We start from the raw sequence: 16847 nt of genomic DNA on the forward strand, positions 1-16847 counted from the left end.
GATTAAATGCAAAATAGTATAGGGGGATATTTAATTTTCGACGCAATTCAAATTTTTCTAATTAATTGAACTTGCTTCCATAAATGGTGCATTTGAAAGCATGTTTAACCCATTCATTAACCTGTGCAACTAGGTTTATTGCTACTCTTTTATCTCATCATCTTCCACGTAACAACTTCTGCTGAATTGATATCCAGCCAAGTTTACCTATCACTAGAATAGTATATTGACGACTGAGTCTTTGAATAAACGAGCTCTATACGAATTGCAGTTGCGTCGTGGCGAGACGTTCGTTAGTTAAATGAAGGTGGGTAAGATGGGGCAAAAATTTCCAGATAACTTTTTATGGGGTGGCGCGGTTGCGGCTCATCAACTTGAAGGCGGTTGGGACAAAGGTGGCAAAGGCCCGAGTATTATCGATGTGGTAACTGCAGGGTCACATGGTCAGCCTCGTAAAATTACTGATGGGGTGATTGACGGAGAGTTCTATCCCAACCACGAAGCGATTGATTTCCATGGCCGTTATAAGCAAGACATCAAACTGTTTGCTGAAATGGGTTTTAAATGTTTTCGAACCAGCATCGCCTGGACGCGAATCTTTCCAAAAGGAACTGAAGATGAGCCCTGTGAAGCGGGGCTGCAGTTCTATGATGATATGTTTGATGAATTACTCAAATATGGCATCGAACCCGTGATTACACTGAGCCACTTCGAAATGCCTTATCACTTAGCGAAAGAATACGATGGCTGGATGAGTCGAGAAGTGATCGACTTGTTTGTTAAGTTCTCTATGACCGTCATCCAACGCTATCAACACAAAGTTAAGTACTGGATGACGTTTAACGAAATCAACAATCAGGCGAATGTTTCAAATGATATCTTTGGCTGGACTTGTTCGGGCGTTAAATACACCAGTAAGGAAAAGCCAGAGCAGGCGATGTATCAGGCGGCACACCACCAGTTTGTTGCAAGTGCTCTGGTGGTAAAACAGGCCCATGACCTGAATCCTGAGCTTAAAATTGGCTGCATGGTCGCAATGATTCCTTACTATCCATATTCGTCGCACCCAGACGATGTCATGCTGGCAGAAGTATCGATGCGCGATCGTTTCTATTTCGCAGACGTGATGGCAAAAGGTTACTACCCAAATTACGCGAAGAAAATCTGGAGCCGTAAAGGTTATGAGATTGTCATGGCAAAAGAGGACGAAGAGATCCTAGCTCAAGGTAAAGTGGACTACATCGGCTTCAGTTACTACATGTCCAATACGGTTAGTTCACAGGCTGAGCAGAGTACCAAAAACAGTCTGGATGGCAGTAATCAATATTCGGTGGCAAATCCTTATTTGCAAGCGAGTGATTGGGGATGGACGGTCGATCCCGTTGGGCTGAGATATTGCCTCACCAAGCTGTATGAGCATTACGAACTGCCGTTATTTATTGTTGAAAATGGCTTTGGTGCGGTTGATACGGTCGAAGCCGATGGCTCAATCAATGACGATTACCGTATCGACTACTTACGCTCTCATATTCAAGAGATGGAAAAAGCCATCAATATCGATGGTGTGGAGTTGATGGGATACACCCCTTGGGGATGCATCGACTTAGTCTCTTTCACGACTGGTGAGATGAAAAAGCGCTACGGCTTCATTTACGTTGACCGCGAAAATGATGGTTCTGGCACGCTTCAGCGCTCGAAGAAAAAATCCTTCTTCTGGTACAAGGACGTGATTGCTTCAAACGGTGAAAAATTATAGTAGTAAAAATGCCAGTCCAGCGCTGGTATTTTTATTTTCAAAGTTACGGATATACAAATATCGACTATTACTACTTTAATTTAATCATATTAAGATAAATTTAATTGATGTCAGCCGTTGTAATAATGCGTTCGTTAAAACTTCGGAAAGTTATGTGTAGAGGCGGTCTTCCAAGTAAGCGCGACAATAAACGTTGGGAAGCAAAAAGTCACCAGAAATATAGGTAACTCTTCAAATATGCTGTAACCAGCACTGACAACACCGACATACATGTTGATCAGTGACGCAACAAGCCATAGAGGGATGAAGAGTTTGGATCCATAAGAGATGAAGTTCTTCTTACCATCGAGCATAAAACATAAACCCAAAATAACGGCATAACCCAATAAACCACTAATGATAAACAAGATGGTGTGCATTAATTGTTCCTGTTGATACTTATATTTTTATTGGGTGGATGGTAATGAAGTTAGATATCACTCTATATAAACTTTGGAGTGAAATTAGTGGGTGGATAAATGGATCTTATTTTTAAGAATCTATTTCAGTACGAAAGTCGATTAATTTGTCATAAATATTTAATTAAAATTTAATATTTATCGTTCTAAATGCTATTTATTGCTAGGAACTTGCATTGTTAGGGTAAAAGTCATTCCTTGATCCGCATTGTTTCTCGCTACGATAGTACCTTGCATATCACGCATGTTATTGGCGGTGATTGCTAAGCCTAGCCCGAGTCCTTCACCAATCTTTTTGTTGGTGTGGAAAGGTTCAAAGATTGTTGCCAGTTTGTCTTCTTCGGCACCGCAGCCGTTATCGGTAACTTGAATCGTCAGTTTGTCGCCATCTTGGTGCGCACTCACAATAATTTTTGCTGTCGCTTGATGTTTAGTGGCGTCAATTGCGTTGCTAATTAGGTTACCTAACACTTGTCTCAGCCGCGCTTCTTCCCCCATAACTTGGGATACGTCTGAAGCGATCCTGACTCGGATATCAACATGCTCTAACGCCTCTTGGTGAATGCGTAAGACTTCTTGTAATGCATCTGTTAGTGAGACTGGCTTCGGTTTTTCTAATCGGTTGAACGCAAATGACTTTAGCTGTGAGGTCATGCTTGCCATACGGTCTATCAGCGTATGTACTAACGTCATGTTGGCTTTCAATAGTTTGGTTTCACCGCGTTCCATCAGTAACTCGTTACTCGACAGCAATGTTCTCAAACCTGTCAGGGGTTGGTTGAGCTCGTGGGTAATTGCACTCGACATACGCCCTAATGCCGCCAGTTTGCTGGTTTCGATCAGTTCTTGCTGCGCGTTTTCTAACTCTTGAGTGCGCTCTTGAACGCGTTGCTGCAAGTGTTTATTGGCCGATTGCAGGGCTATCTCTGCCTTTTTACGCTTGCTGATGTCAATGATGGTGCAAAGGTAATAGTTGGTTGAATCCCACGGAAACTGACTGATCGAGAAGAGCACCGGAAAACAGCTACCGTCGCTGCGCCTTGCCATAGTTTCGACGCTACTGATTTCGGCCAGCTCTTGGTGCTGAGCTAAGTTCTTCAGCAGTTGTAATGTGGTCGAGTTAGGGTTACCCGCATCAAACAGTTGCCATGCTTGAATACTTTTTATCATCGAATCTGACAGGCTAAAGTAACGTTTTGCCATTAAGTTGATGTCGTGAATAGCGCCGTTCTTATCCAATAACAAAAGACCAACGTGAGTTTTGTTGATCATACCGCTGAGACGTTTTTCCGACTCTTTGATTAGCCTTTGAATGCGCTGATTACTCAGTTGCTTCTGATAGCGCTGAAAGCTAATCACCAACAACATTAAGATAAACAAGCACGCCACCGCGACACTCCAGCTCAACCAGCTTACCGTTTGATATAGGGACTGGAGGGGAGTTAGATAGGTCAGCCGCCAATTTAGGTCATCAAGTTGGATGGACTGAACCAAATAGCGTTTATCGTTCAGGCGCCACACTTTGATTTGAGATTGATCATACAGCTGTTGGCTGCTTTCGACTTGCTCAACATCGAAATGTTGATTGAACCAATCGGCGTTGAGCTCGCGATCACTGGATAAGAAAAACTGCTGTTGTGGGTTTTGCAGCAAAATGATTTCGTCGTTTGCCAGCCATTGGTCGTTTAGCAGGCTGAGGTCGATTTTGACCACCGCGATACCTACAATATCAAACGCCAGATAGATTGGCGCCGCTAAGTAATAGTCTGGCGTCGTACCGATATTCTTAGTGACGACCGAGATTGCCTCGCGCTGCTGGTGGATGCGACTGACGATGGCTTCTATAGCTCGCTCACGTAAGTTTGATGATTCGACACTGGATGAGAGCACATCGCCGCTGGAGGAAAGAACGTACCATCCTTTCGTGTTGGCGGCTTTATCTAGCTGGATTAGCTGCTTTTTAATTTCCGGTTCGAGTGACGCTTCGCCTTTAAAATACCGCAAACTGATCGCGTCGTTAGTCACCAAATAAGGAAGGTGATAAAAGCGCTGTAAAGAGCGTCGTGCCTCGGCGATATAGTTGAGAAAGCGTTGTTCCGCATGTCTTTGCGCTTGTTCCATTTGCCATTGTGTCGCAACTTCTTGGCTCGATAGTTTTACAACCGCGATAACAAACACGGTGACAATAATAAACCAGTAACGGTGATTACTAACCAAGGTTAAACGTCCTTTTTCTTTGGGTTTCAACCCAATAGTTGGCAAAAGCGCGCGAAGAGGTGTGTCGCTGAAGCTAACAAATAAATAATTAGTTGTTAAGGAAGCGTTGTTGAGAAGTGAGAGCTAGCTCCTTTTCGAATTCTCTATTTTTCCTTAATTTGAAGACACTAAAATATAGGTGTCTATAAAATGGAATTACATATGACTCGCAGTATTGCTTTGATTGAAGATGATGAAATCGTCCGTCAAGCAACGAGCCAATGGTTACAACTCGCAGGGTTTGACGTTACAACATTTGAAACGGGGCAGGGCGCACTGGATCAAGTGTTCACGAGCGATTTCGATACGATCATTACAGACGTCAGACTGCCTGATATCGACGGCATCGACTTACTCAACCAGATCAAGCAGCGGTTGCCCGATGTGCCCGTTATCCTTATCACCGGACATGGCGATGTCGATATGGCAGTGAAAGCTTTGCAGCAAGGGGCATACGACTTTATCGAGAAACCGTTTGACCCTGAACGTTTGTCTCAAACGGTGTCTGAAGCTACAGAGAAATATCACCAAGGCCGAGAGCGTGAAAGCCGCTTGTCTTACCTTGATAACATCACTGGCATCGAACAAGTCCTGATTGGCCGCAGTAAAGTGATGTGTGATTTACGTGAGCAGATCCTTAAAGTCGCCTCAATCGACACCAATGTGATTATCTACGGTGAAACGGGTTGCGGCAAAGAACTGGTCGCCAATTGTTTGCACGAGTTCAGCCAACGCAATAAGCATCCATTCGTACCGTTGAACTGTGGCGCCATTCCTGAAAACCTGTTTGAAAGTGAGTTGTTTGGCCACGAAGCCGGTGCGTTTACGGGGGCGGCGAAAAGACGTATTGGTAAGCTAGAGTTTGCAGACAAAGGCACCGTGTTCCTAGACGAGATCGAGAGCATGCCGCTGTCGATGCAGGTGAAAGTTCTGCGTACGTTGCAAGACAACGTGGTTGAGCGGGTGGGCGGAAATCAACAAGTATCGGTCGACCTAAGAGTGATCTCCGCAGCCAAACACGATCTACTAAATCATCCGGATTTCAGGCAAGACTTGTTCTACCGCCTCAACGTAGCGCAAATTCATCTGCCGCCTTTAAATGAGCGCGAAGACGACGCTTTGCTGTTGTTTGAGCACTTTACCCAAGAAGCCAATCCAGAGACTCGACAAGCGAGCGAAGCCGACAGACATGCGTTACTTTCGTATGCGTGGCCGGGTAACGTCCGCGAGCTGCGCAATGTCGCGATTCGTTTCGCTCTTGATGAGATGCTCACGGTGGGGGAGATCCTTTCTTGTCGTCCTAATGCTATTTCTGAATCTGCCGCCGCAGGGGTCCCACTGGCGGTACAGGTACAAAGTTTTGAGCGTAAAGTGATTCACGAGTCTTTGGTGCGCCATCAAGGTCGTATTAATGAAGTTATGCAAGAGCTGGATTTGCCAAGGCGTACACTCAATCAGAAGATGGTACGTTATGCGCTTAATCGTAGCGATTACGTTAACTCTTAGTCGACACAGCCATGTGTGAAAATTGCGATGAGCAAAAAATGGCTCATCGCAAAAATGACCTTTTTATTAACATTGATCACAATAAATTCATTTATGTGACACATCTATTTAAATCCGATTGTGAATTCCTCCGAACTATCGGCTGTTTTTTGCTTACTCTCTAACATAGGTATAAGCAAAAAATGGCTCATTTCTTCGCTTTGAAATTATAAAATTCAATTAAATCAAATATTTAAAAATTGGCATTGGTTTTGCTGTATAGCGATTGTTGTTAACAAAAACATAACGTGAATAACTCTACATGGAGAGTAACAATGAAATACAACAAGTTAGTGAAAACGTTAGCCGTCGCTATCGCTTCTTTTGGTCTTGCTGCTAATGCTGCCGCTGAAGACCGCAGCTACATTCTGGCGACCGCTTCAACGGGTGGTACGTATTACCCAGTCGGCGTTGCGCTTGCGACATTAAGTAAAGTGAAAGTCGCCCCGCAGCACCATTTTTCTCTATCTGCCATTAGCTCTGCAGGGTCAGGTGAAAACGTAAAAATGCTTAACGAGAACGAAGCGCAATTCGCCATTCTGCAAGGTTTGTACGGAGCATGGGCGTGGAGTGGTCAAGGCCCATACGCGAAGTCGGGCAAGCAAGAAAAACTGCGCTCAGTCTCTATGTTGTGGCAAAACGTTGAGCACTTCATTGTTCGCTCAGACCTAACAAAAACAGGCACAGTGAGTGACTTGAACAACCTTTACGGTAAAAAGTTCTCGATTGGTAAGAAGAACTCGGGCACTGAAAACTCAGGCCGTCAGATCATGAAAGGTCTATCGGTTGACCCAGACAAATTTAACTTGGCATTTATGGGCTATGGCGGCAGTGCGAGTGCGCTACAAAACGGCACGATTGATGGTATGAATACACCTGCAGGTGTTCCAGTGGGTGCGGTCACACAAGCGTTTGCGGCACTTGGCAATGACATTCAAATCCTATCGTTTACTGATGAGCAAATTAAACAGGCGAATGGCGAATTTGACTTGTGGACTAAGTACGAGATTCCAGCTAACACTTACCCAGGTGTCGATAAACCAATCACGACTATCGCGCAGCCGAACTTCCTAGCGGTTCGTGACGATATTTCAGACGAAGACGTTTACCAACTAACTAAGACCATCTACGAAAACTTGCCGTTCTTGCAAGGTATTCATAAAGCGACCAAAGCAATGGCAATCGAGAAAGCCTTGTCTGGTCTGCCGTTACCTTTGCACCCAGGCGCGGCTCGTTACTACAAAGAAGTGGGCATCGAAGTCCCAGCATCATTGATCGTCAACTAATCAGTCGACCATTTACGCCCTCGCAATGAGAGGGCGTAGTTTTCCTTTTTCATATTCGTTTTTTCTCCGTAGCGTTTTCGTGACGGGGCATTGGAGCATGTTATGAGCGATTCGTTGCAGCAGGAATTGCAGAAGTTCGAACTGCCAACCCGTACAGATTTCCCTTGGGTGGGTAAGATGATCACCGTGTTCGGTGTGGTGATCTCGTTACTGCATATCTGGTTTAATACACTTTCGACACTGCCTGAGCTGTGGATTTCAGCGACCCACTTTGCGGGTTTTGCAGTGATCTGTGCGTTGTGGTACCCAGCCCATATTTCATTAAAGAAAAGCAAAATCGCGCTCGCCTTTGATGTGCTGATCGCTATTGGCGCTTTGGCTTGTCTTATTTATATCCCTTTTGCCGAAGACGCGCTGTATGAGCGCGGCGTTAAGTTTATCGCCAGTGACTGGTTCTTTGCGATCCTTGCAATCGCCATCGTGATTGAATTGATCCGTCGCACTATGGGTTGGTTTATTCCAGTGCTGATTTTGATCTGTTTGAGCTACGTGGTGATTTGGGGGCAATGGGCGACGGGGATTTTTCACTTCCCGGGGCTGAGCTTCGAAACGCTGCTTTATCGTAGTTTTTATTCGTCAGACGGGATGTTTGGCTCGATCTCTCGCATCAGTTGGACATTCGTCTTCATGTTTATCCTGTTTGGCGCCTTCTTGGTGCGTTCTGGGGTCGGTGACTACATCATCGATGTCGCGCGTGCTGCCGCGGGTAAAATTATCGGTGGTCCGGGTTTTATCGCCGTGATCGGCTCTGGTTTGATGGGCTCAGTATCAGGCTCGAGCGTTGCAAACACTGTATCGACAGGGGTGATCAGTATTCCGTTGATGCAAAAAGCGGGCTTTCCATCGCGCTTTGCGGCGGGTGTTGAAGCAGCGGCCTCTACAGGTGGTCAGCTAATGCCACCAGTCATGGGCGCGGGCGCGTTTATCATGGCGTCTTACACGCAGATTCCTTACGTCGACATTATTGCTGTGTCGTTTGTTCCTGCGTTGGTGTATTTCCTTTCTGTTGCATTTTTTGTGCGTATCGAAGCCAAACGTAGCGGCGTGCAAAAAGTCACGACCAGCAGCGAGTCACTGCTAAAAGTTCTGATTTCAGGCTGGCACAATTTGATCCCTCTTGCGGTGTTAGTGACCTTATTGGTAAAAGGCTTCACGCCAACGTATGCCGCGGGGCTTTCGATCATTTCTGTGGTGGTCGCGTCTTGGTTTTCGAAAAATCACAAAATGGGTCCAAAGGCGATCATTGAAGCGCTCTCTCAAGGCGCAAAAAATATGGCGACCACTGCGGTATTGTTGGTGGGTATCGGCTTAGTAATTAACGTTATCAGCACCACAGGTATTGGTAATACCTTCTCGTTGATGATTGACGGCTGGGCAAATGGCGACTTGCTAACCATGATTGTTTTGATTGCTCTCGCTTCATTGGTGTTGGGCATGGGTTTACCGGTGACGGCGGCGTACATCGTGTTGGGGACTTTGTCTGCACCTGCGTTATACAAACTGCTGGCTGAAAGCCAATTGTTGGACATGCTGATGGCAGGCCAACTGCCAGAACAAGCGAAAGCGATCTTTATGCTGGCGGCGCCGGATCAGTTGGACTTGCTGAATGCACCAATGGCACTGGAAACCGCGAAAGAAATGCTATCCAAAGTGCCAGCTGATTTTATGGATACGCTGCTTAACCAAAGCTTGGGTCTGGAAGCGGTGAGTCTTGCTTTGCTATCGGCACACTTGATCATCTTCTGGCTATCACAAGACAGCAATGTGACCCCACCTGTGTGTTTGACGGCGTTCGCCGCGGCAACCATTGCCAAAACTCCGCCAATGCGTACTGGTTTAATGGCATGGAAAATTGCTAAGGGGCTCTATTTAGTTCCGCTACTGATTGCGTACACTAACTTGGTCAGTTGGGATGTGACGTCGGTATTGGTGACGGGGGCATTTGCCATTATCGGCACTTACGCATTTATCGCAGCGATTGAGGGTTACTTGGAAGGTGAGATCAATTGGCTGATTCGAGCGGTGCTTGTCGCTATCGGTCTTGCTCTGGTTTGGCCTGAAGTCTCTGTGGTGATTCGTCTAGCTTGCAGCGCGGCATTTATTGCAATCTTTGTCTACAGCGGTCGTAATACCAATACGAAAGCCGCTGGCTCTATCGCTAAACCTGTTTGATGAAAGGAATGGATGTAGAAACGTTATGAACGCAATGTACGATTATATTATTGTCGGTGGTGGTATTGTGGGTGTTTCAACTGCGTGGCAGTTGCAGCAAGCGTATCCAAATAAGTCGATTCTGCTGCTTGAAAAAGAATCGGGCTTTGCCAAGCATCAGACTGGGCATAATAGCGGTGTCATTCACGCGGGTGTGTACTATGCGCCCGGCAGCCTGAAAGCGGATTTCTGTAAGCGTGGCGTAGAGCGAACGATTGAGTTTTGCGCCAAGCACGACATTCCGGTCGAGAACTGCGGTAAGTTGCTGGTGGCGACTGATGATGCAGAAATGGAGCGCATGAACGCGCTTTATCAACGCTGCCACGAAAACGGCATCGAGGTGGAATTGTTGGATGCTGTACAACTTAAACTCGCCGAACCCAACATCACCGGCTTAGGCGCGATATTGGTCAAAACCACCAGCATTGTGAACTACACCAGAGTCACGGAAATGATGGCGAAAGAGTTCAGCGAGCTGGGTGGTCAAGTGTGCTTAGGCACTGAAGTGATCGCCGCGAAAGAATTGCCTGAAGAAGTACAACTGACCTGCAAGGTAGACGGTCAGACTATGCAGCTCAATGGCCGCTTTATGATCACCTGCTCGGGTCTAATGGCAGACCGCATGACTAAGATGCTGGGTATTGAGACAGACTTCCAAATCGTCCCATATCGCGGTGAATATTACTTGCTGGACGAAAAGCATAACCAAGTGGTGAATCACCTGATTTATCCAATCCCAGATCCCGAGCTGCCATTTCTCGGTGTTCACCTGACGCGTATGATTGACGGTACCGTTACTGTCGGGCCAAATGCGGTACAAGGTTGGAAGCGAGAAGGGTACGGCGCGATTAACTTCAGCATTAAAGATACCTGGCAGATGCTTAACTTTGCTGGCTTTTGGAAAGTGACCGCCAAACATTTGAAAACCGGCCTGGTAGAGTTTAAAAATTCGTGGTGGAAGCCGGGCTATCTTAAGCTGGTCAACAAATACTGCCCGAGTATAACCGTTAACGATCTCAAACCGTATCCGGCAGGTATTCGCGCTCAGGCGGTAATGAAAGATGGCACGCTAGTGCATGACTTTTTGTTCGCTGAAAGTCCGCGTAGTTTGCATGTGTGTAATGCACCATCACCCGCAGCGACCTCAGCGATGCCAATTGGTGAGTACATTTGTGAAAAGGTCATCGCCAAGAACGCCTGACACGGTCATCGTATAACGATAAGCCAGTTCCACTGCTGTTAATTGGGGAGCTGGCTTATTTTTTTGTTTGTCTTTGGCTTTTGTTGCGTCGCGCTTTGCTCCGAGTCTAACTGAAACCACTTTAACTGACCGTTGGTCTCAAAATCATTCGCGCTCTCGCAGGTTAAGTAATGATCACCGACTTGCAGGATTGCGCCTTCTGAGTAGGCCATATCTTGGTAAAAGCAGACGCGTTTGCCGACCTCAGATGCGTTAACGCCGATGATCGCTTTACCAGGCGTCGATATCACGTGGTTTGACGCAGCAACATTGGTGCTGGCGAGCAGCAGTAACAAAGTGAATACACGCATTCACACTCCTTATTCGGGTGACAAGCCAAACTTTCTTTCATAACGAGGCAGCATGCTCTCGTTGCCCAATAATCCACCCTGATGAAGGTAAATCAGAGTCTTATGTTGGTTTTCAGGATACCAAGATTGTAGACACTGCCACATCATCGGATCGTAGAGCAGATCAAATTCTATGTTTGTTTGCTGCTGTAACTCGTACCACGTCAAATAATCTTGTCGATATAGGTGACCGAAATGGTGTTTGGTCGCAAGTTCGAGGATGGTCGGAAAATGGGTTTCACCCAGCTCCGAAAACTGCTGTTCGAGATATGCTTTTCCGCCAACACAAGGGCAGGTGATGACCTCAATACCATGTGGGCTCAGGTGTTTATGTAAATAAAGCGCTGTGGTTCCCGTGCCGGATGGGAGAGCCACGGTAAACTGACTGGCGTTCTCGAATCGCGTCCAAGATAAAATCTCCGTCGCTAATTGCTTGATTCCCGCTTCTGCGTGCTGAAAACGCCCGCCTTCAGGTACGACTAGGCAATGTTGATCTGGCTGACGAACTTGCTCAATAAACTCTCGTGGATGCAGACCTAATTCACTTACCGCGGTGATATCGGCGCCCATGTCTAATGCCGCGCGGTAATTTCCTTTGGGTGATTCGGCCAACCACTGCGGGATGTGGTCGACATAAAACTCAAACGCCCAGCCTTTAATCGCAGCCAAAGCAGAGAGGGAGTACATCGCGTTGGATTGTACACTGCCATAACTGATCAGAATGTCGATATGTTCAAGGGGCTGCTCGAGTAACGCCATAAACTTGCGCGCTTTGTTGCCACTAAAATGGCTGTGCAGTTGGTCATCCCGCTTTAGATAGAATGGGATGTCATTGAACTGGTGTTGGGTAATGGGCGTATCGGCAAGTTTCATAACCGCAGAAGCAATAAGGAAATTAGGAAGCGCATTCTAGCGAATAATGTAGGTAAAGCTCAATCAAGATTGCAACGTGAAAAGCGGGAAGAAAAAAAGCCCAGAGCAATCTGGCTCTGGGCGGATACAAACATAGGAGTTAATAAGAAAAAGCAGCGTAAATTAGTAGCGCTAGTTAAGATGACAAGTTTGACGGCCTGTAAACTTCGAATGCTCTGCTAACTACAATTAATCAGACTGGCACTTTTCCATTCAGTTCCCTCAATCGCGAAAAAAATTCAAATTTTTTTGTTCGCTCTCCGTACTGCTGACTTCTTATCCTGGTCAGACCAATCTGCAAAAATGTGATGTTAATGGCTTGTTGCTTAAATGTATCGAGTGTATATTTTCAAACAGATGTTTAATACGAGTGATTAAAATGGCTGGCAGAAACAGTACCAAAGATAAAATTTTAGATGTCGCCGAGGCACTCTTCGCAGAGCAAGGCTTTAAGGACACGTCACTACGCACGATTACCAGTAAAGCAGGGGTCAACCTTGCGTCGGTTAACTACCACTTTGGTGACAAGAAGACGTTGGTGCGTGCCGTGCTCAACCGTTACCTAGAAGCGTTTATGCCCGCGGTGCAAGATTCATTGATCAATCTTAACCTAAATGACAGCTACAAAATGGAAGATGTGTTTGAATCTTTGCGTTCTCCACTGCGTTCATTAAACGAAGTACACCCTAATGGTACGAGTCGCTTTATGTTGTTGATCGGCCGTGGATATACCGACGTGCAAGGTCACTTACGCTGGTTTATTACGACGCGCTATCAAGAGACGTTGTCACTCTTTACCCAATCAGTGATGAAAGCGAATCCTAAATTATCGGAAGAAGAGTTGTTCTGGCGTTTGCACTTTACGCTGGGCACCTGTGTTTTCACCATGGCATCAAGCCAAGCTCTGCTTGAAATAGCAGAAAGCAACTACGGTAAGCAAATGGACGCGAAATCTGTCGTTGACCAGCTGATACCGTTTTTGGCAGCAGGCGTCGCTGCAGACTAAATTTTATATATAAGACTTAAAACAAAAATAAATTGGACCACAACTGTGAACAAAAGGATCTGACTATGAGCTCTCTAAGAAGAAAATGGGTAAGCGACCCAGCTTTCAAACTGTTTAAGAAGGTGTTGCCACCGCTATCAAGCACCGAGAAAGAAGCAATGGAAGCGGGCAGTGTGTGGTGGGATGGAGAGCTTTTCTCTGGTCGTCCTGATTTTACTAAGCTACACCATTACCCTAAACCAGCACTAACAGCGGAAGAGCAAGCGTTTATGGATAACGAGCTCGAAACCCTGTTGGCCATGCTGGATGACCATAAGATCGTCAAAGAAGACCGCGATTTACCTAAAGAAGTGTGGGATTACCTGCGTAAAGAGCGTTTCTTCTCATTGATCATCTCTAAAGAGTACGGCGGTCGTGAGTTTTCGTCGTTAGCGAACTCAACCATCGTTTCACGTATTGCGACTCGCAGTATCAGTACCGCAGTGTCTGTGATGGTGCCTAACTCGCTTGGTCCGGGTGAGCTACTTTCACACTACGGCACGCAAGAGCAGCGCGACTACTGGCTACCTCGTTTAGCGGACGGTACCGATATTCCTTGTTTTGCGTTAACTGGACCAGAAGCGGGCTCTGACGCTGGCGGTATCCCAGATGAAGGTATTGTTTGTTACGGCGAGCACGAAGGGAAAGAAGTTCTTGGTGTGCGAGTAAGCTGGAACAAGCGCTACATTACGCTGGCGCCTGTCGCGACGGTACTGGGCTTGGCATTCAAGATGTACGACCCAGACGGTTTGATGGGTGATAAGAAAGACATTGGTATTACGTGTGCGCTTATCCCTGCTAACCATAAAGGTGTGGAGATTGGCGAACGTCACGACCCAATTGGTCTTGCGTTTATGAACGGTCCAACGCGCGGTAAAGACGTCTTTATCCCGATGGATTGGCTGATCGGTGGCCAAGACTATGCTGGTAAAGGCTGGCGTATGCTGGTGGAATGTCTTTCAGCAGGTCGTGGTATTTCTCTACCAGCACTTGGCGCTGCGATTGGTCATTTAACTTCTCGTACCACGGGTGCTTATTCGTACGTGCGTAAGCAGTTCGGTATGTCGATTGGTAAGTTTGAAGGCGTTGCAGAAGCGTTGGGTCGCATCGGCGGTCTCACTTATCTGCTTGAAGCGACTCGTACATTAACGACCACTTCTCTCGATCTTAAAGAGAAACCGGGCATTGTGACGGCGATTGCTAAATACCACATGACCGAAATGGCGCGTACTATTCTCAATGATTCGATGGACATCCACTCTGGCCGCGCGATTCAAGATGGGCCGATGAACTATTTAGCGTCGCCTTATCTTGGTATTCCGGTTGCTATCACTGTAGAAGGTGCCAACATCCTAACGCGTAACCTGATGATCTTCGGACAAGGCGCGACACGTTGTCACCCTTACGTTTTGAAAGAGATGGAAGCGGCGGCAAATCCAGATGAGAAACAAGGCGCGAAAGAGTTTGATAAGCTGTTGTTCAAACACATTGGTCACGCAACGAAGAACACCTTTGGTGCATTTGGTGCGGCGCTGACGGGCTCTCGCTTTATCAAAGCAGACATGAGTGGTCCAACGCAGCCTTACTACAAAGAAATGACGCGTCTAAGTCGCGCGCTGGCAGTCAGTGCGGATATCGCAATGGCAACACTGGGCGGTGATCTAAAGCGTAAAGAGATGATCTCGGCAAGATTGGGTGATGTGCTTGCGTATCTTTACATGGCGTCGGCGGCGTTGAAGAAATACGAAGACGAAGGCCGTCAACAGCAAGACCTAGATTACGTTCACTACGCAGTGCAGCACTGTTTGTATAGCGCGGCGAAGTCACTGCAAGAAGCGTTTAGCAACTACCCGCAAAAATCAGTCGGCCGCTTGCTTAAAGTGCTGATCTTCCCGCTTGGTAACCATTACCAAAAACCGAGCGATAACCTAACGGTGAAGATTGCTGAAAGTTTGATGACCCCGGGTGCACACCGTGACCGTCTAACTCACCTTTGTTACATCGGTAAAGAAGAAAACGACAACGTAGGGCTGATGGAAAATGCTTTCCTCGCAATGTATGGCGTGAAGAGTATTGAACGCAAACTGATGAATGCAGCGAAAGAAGGTAAAGTGGCGCGTAAAGGGCTGCTAAAAGACCGACTTGCTCAGGCGTTGGAAGCAAATGTATTGACGCAGGAAGAAGTAGATAAAGTGCTGGCAGCCGATGAACTGCGCTACAAAGCAATTCAAGTTGACCACTTTAGCCATGATTTCAGCGAAGTAAGGACGCATGACCAAGAAGTAAAGCACAAGCTTGATAGCGTGGCTTAGTCGCTTAATTGATAAGCTTTGCTATCTTAAACAACAGAAAGGCATCGATTATGATGCCTTTCTTTGTTTTGCTTGAATAATTGAACCAAAGTCATCCAACCACTTGCATTTTAGTGACATTTTTACAGAAATTAGATGCGAACTGGCGGTGAACCTTTTATCCTAGCGGGGTTTTGTAAAGGAAGTTGAATATGATCATCAAACCTAGAATTCGTGGATTTATCTGTACTACAACGCACCCAGTGGGTTGTGAAGCTAACGTAAAAGAACAAATTGCTTACACAAAAGCACAAGGCCCTATCAAAAACGCTCCTAAGCGCGTTCTTGTTGTTGGTGCATCAAGTGGCTACGGTCTATCTTCTCGTATCGCTGCGGCATTTGGTGGCGGTGCTTCAACTATCGGTGTGTTCTTCGAAAAAGAAGGCACTGAAAAGAAACCAGGTACGGCAGGTTTCTACAACGCTGCGGCATTTGAAAAGCTAGCCCGTGAAGAAGGTCTATACGCTAAGAGCCTAAATGGCGACGCTTTCTCAAACGAAGCGAAACAGAAAACAATCGAGCTGATCAAAGAAGACTTAGGTCAGGTTGATATGGTGGTTTACTCACTGGCTTCTCCAGTACGTAAAATGCCGGAGACAGGTGAATTGGTTCGTTCAGCGCTAAAACCAATCGGTGAAACTTACACGTCAACAGCGGTTGATACCAATAAAGACGTGATCATCGAAGCAAGTGTTGAACCAGCAACAGAAGAAGAGATCAAAGACACAGTAACCGTAATGGGCGGTGAAGATTGGGAACTTTGGATCAACGCATTGTCTGAAGCTGGCGTTCTTGCAGAAGGTTGTAAGACAGTAGCGTACAGCTACATCGGTACTGAGCTGACTTGGCCAATCTACTGGGACGGCGCGCTAGGTAAAGCGAAAATGGACCTAGACCGTGCAGCAACGGCACTTAACGAGAAACTTGCAGCGACTGGCGGCAGCGCAAACGTAGCGGTTCTTAAGTCGGTAGTGACTCAGGCGAGCTCTGCGATTCCAGTAATGCCACTGTACATCGCGATGGTATTCAAGAAGATGCGTGAAGAAGGCGTACACGAAGGTTGTATGGAACAAATCTACCGCATGTTCAGCCAACGTCTATACAAAGAAGACGGCAGCGCAGCAGAAGTGGACGAGAAAAACCGTCTACGTCTGGATGACTGGGAACTACGCGAAGATATCCAGCAACACTGTCGTGACCTATGGCCACAAATCACAACTGAAAACCTAAAAGAGCTGACTGACTACGTTGAGTACAAAGAAGAGTTCTTGAAGCTATTTGGCTTCGGTGTTGACGGTGTGGATTACGAAGCTGACGTGAACCCAGCGGTAGAAGCAGATTTCATCGCTATCTAACTTGCTTTGACTCCAATGATAA

General features: G+C 46.5%; 12 protein-coding genes. 8 read left to right on the forward strand and 4 right to left on the reverse strand.

Going from position 1 to position 16847, the window contains the following annotated elements; genetic code table 11:
• Positions 1-316: 316 nt before the first annotated feature.
• The gene (locus AKJ31_RS16935) at positions 317-1756 is read left to right on the forward strand and encodes a 6-phospho-beta-glucosidase (protein WP_053410256.1); all 1440 of its coding nucleotides are present in this window, start codon (positions 317-319) and stop codon (positions 1754-1756) included.
• Between the two features lie 134 nt (positions 1757-1890).
• Here the strand turns inward: AKJ31_RS16935 and AKJ31_RS16940 are convergent, their stop codons facing one another.
• Both AKJ31_RS16940 and AKJ31_RS16945 read right to left on the reverse strand, forming a co-directional pair.
• Positions 1891-2175 carry a hypothetical protein gene (locus AKJ31_RS16940; protein ID WP_053410257.1) on the reverse strand — a complete coding sequence of 95 codons (285 nt, stop codon included), beginning with the start codon at positions 2173-2175 and terminating at the stop codon, positions 1891-1893.
• 192 nt (positions 2176-2367) lie between these two features.
• Positions 2368-4431, reverse strand: a complete 2064-nt coding sequence (locus tag AKJ31_RS16945; protein WP_053410258.1) for a sensor histidine kinase — start codon at positions 4429-4431, stop codon at positions 2368-2370.
• Positions 4432-4620: 189 nt separating this feature from the next.
• Here AKJ31_RS16945 and AKJ31_RS16950 point away from each other — a divergent pair, with 189 nt between their 5' ends.
• The 4 genes from AKJ31_RS16950 (at position 4621) to lhgO (ending at position 10773) form a co-directional block, all read left to right on the forward strand.
• Positions 4621-5976 (forward strand): sigma-54-dependent transcriptional regulator, encoded by a 1356-nt coding sequence (locus tag AKJ31_RS16950; protein ID WP_053410259.1) that lies wholly within the window; start codon positions 4621-4623, stop codon positions 5974-5976.
• Positions 5977-6290: 314 nt separating this feature from the next.
• Positions 6291-7301, forward strand: coding sequence for a TAXI family TRAP transporter solute-binding subunit (locus AKJ31_RS16955; protein WP_053410260.1), 1011 nt, complete (start codon positions 6291-6293; stop codon positions 7299-7301).
• Positions 7302-7403: 102 nt separating this feature from the next.
• Entirely contained in the window at positions 7404-9533 is a 2130-nt protein-coding gene (locus tag AKJ31_RS16960) for a TRAP transporter permease (RefSeq protein ID WP_053410261.1), read from the forward strand.
• Positions 9534-9558: 25 nt separating this feature from the next.
• Entirely contained in the window at positions 9559-10773 is a 1215-nt protein-coding gene (gene lhgO, locus AKJ31_RS16965; RefSeq protein ID WP_053410262.1) for an L-2-hydroxyglutarate oxidase, read from the forward strand.
• Positions 10774-10811: 38 nt separating this feature from the next.
• Here the strand turns inward: lhgO and AKJ31_RS16970 are convergent, their stop codons facing one another.
• Together AKJ31_RS16970 and AKJ31_RS16975 are read right to left on the reverse strand one after the other, a co-directional pair.
• Positions 10812-11123 (reverse strand): DUF1496 domain-containing protein, encoded by a 312-nt coding sequence (locus AKJ31_RS16970; RefSeq protein ID WP_053410263.1) that lies wholly within the window; start codon positions 11121-11123, stop codon positions 10812-10814.
• A gap of 9 nt (positions 11124-11132) precedes the next feature.
• Positions 11133-12035: a 1-aminocyclopropane-1-carboxylate deaminase/D-cysteine desulfhydrase gene (locus tag AKJ31_RS16975; protein WP_053410264.1), complete on the reverse strand. Its 903-nt coding sequence runs from the start codon at positions 12033-12035 to the stop codon at positions 11133-11135.
• Positions 12036-12453: 418 nt separating this feature from the next.
• Between AKJ31_RS16975 and psrA the strand changes: the two genes are divergently transcribed.
• The 3 genes from psrA (at position 12454) to fabV (ending at position 16825) form a co-directional block, all read left to right on the forward strand.
• Positions 12454-13080, forward strand: coding sequence for a TetR family transcriptional repressor PsrA (psrA, locus tag AKJ31_RS16980; RefSeq protein WP_053410265.1), 627 nt, complete (start codon positions 12454-12456; stop codon positions 13078-13080).
• A gap of 65 nt (positions 13081-13145) precedes the next feature.
• Positions 13146-15431 carry an acyl-CoA dehydrogenase gene (locus AKJ31_RS16985; protein ID WP_053410266.1) on the forward strand — a complete coding sequence of 762 codons (2286 nt, stop codon included), beginning with the start codon at positions 13146-13148 and terminating at the stop codon, positions 15429-15431.
• Positions 15432-15622: 191 nt separating this feature from the next.
• A complete protein-coding gene (gene fabV / locus AKJ31_RS16990; RefSeq protein ID WP_053410267.1) occupies positions 15623-16825 on the forward strand; it encodes an enoyl-ACP reductase FabV in 1203 nt (400 codons plus the stop codon).
• Positions 16826-16847 lie beyond the last annotated feature (22 nt).

It is taken from the genome of Vibrio hepatarius (genome assembly GCF_001274785.1).
In the GTDB taxonomy this organism is placed as follows: domain Bacteria; phylum Pseudomonadota; class Gammaproteobacteria; order Enterobacterales; family Vibrionaceae; genus Vibrio; species Vibrio hepatarius.

What these genes read in the sequence shown, in the direction of transcription:
- AKJ31_RS16960 (WP_053410261.1), top strand. Translation starts at nt 7,404, where the DNA reads ATGAGCGATTCGTTGCAGCAGGAATTGCAGAAGTTCGAACTGCCAACC.
- AKJ31_RS16955 (WP_053410260.1), top strand. Translation starts at nt 6,291, where the DNA reads ATGAAATACAACAAGTTAGTGAAAACGTTAGCCGTCGCTATCGCTTCT.
- AKJ31_RS16950 (WP_053410259.1), top strand. Translation starts at nt 4,621, where the DNA reads ATGGAATTACATATGACTCGCAGTATTGCTTTGATTGAAGATGATGAA.
- lhgO (WP_053410262.1), top strand. Translation starts at nt 9,559, where the DNA reads ATGAACGCAATGTACGATTATATTATTGTCGGTGGTGGTATTGTGGGT.
- AKJ31_RS16935 (WP_053410256.1), top strand. Translation starts at nt 317, where the DNA reads ATGGGGCAAAAATTTCCAGATAACTTTTTATGGGGTGGCGCGGTTGCG.
- psrA (WP_053410265.1), top strand. Translation starts at nt 12,454, where the DNA reads ATGGCTGGCAGAAACAGTACCAAAGATAAAATTTTAGATGTCGCCGAG.
- AKJ31_RS16985 (WP_053410266.1), top strand. Translation starts at nt 13,146, where the DNA reads ATGAGCTCTCTAAGAAGAAAATGGGTAAGCGACCCAGCTTTCAAACTG.
- AKJ31_RS16940 (WP_053410257.1), bottom strand. Translation starts at nt 2,175, where the DNA reads ATGCACACCATCTTGTTTATCATTAGTGGTTTATTGGGTTATGCCGTT.
- fabV (WP_053410267.1), top strand. Translation starts at nt 15,623, where the DNA reads ATGATCATCAAACCTAGAATTCGTGGATTTATCTGTACTACAACGCAC.
- AKJ31_RS16975 (WP_053410264.1), bottom strand. Translation starts at nt 12,035, where the DNA reads ATGAAACTTGCCGATACGCCCATTACCCAACACCAGTTCAATGACATC.
- AKJ31_RS16970 (WP_053410263.1), bottom strand. Translation starts at nt 11,123, where the DNA reads ATGCGTGTATTCACTTTGTTACTGCTGCTCGCCAGCACCAATGTTGCT.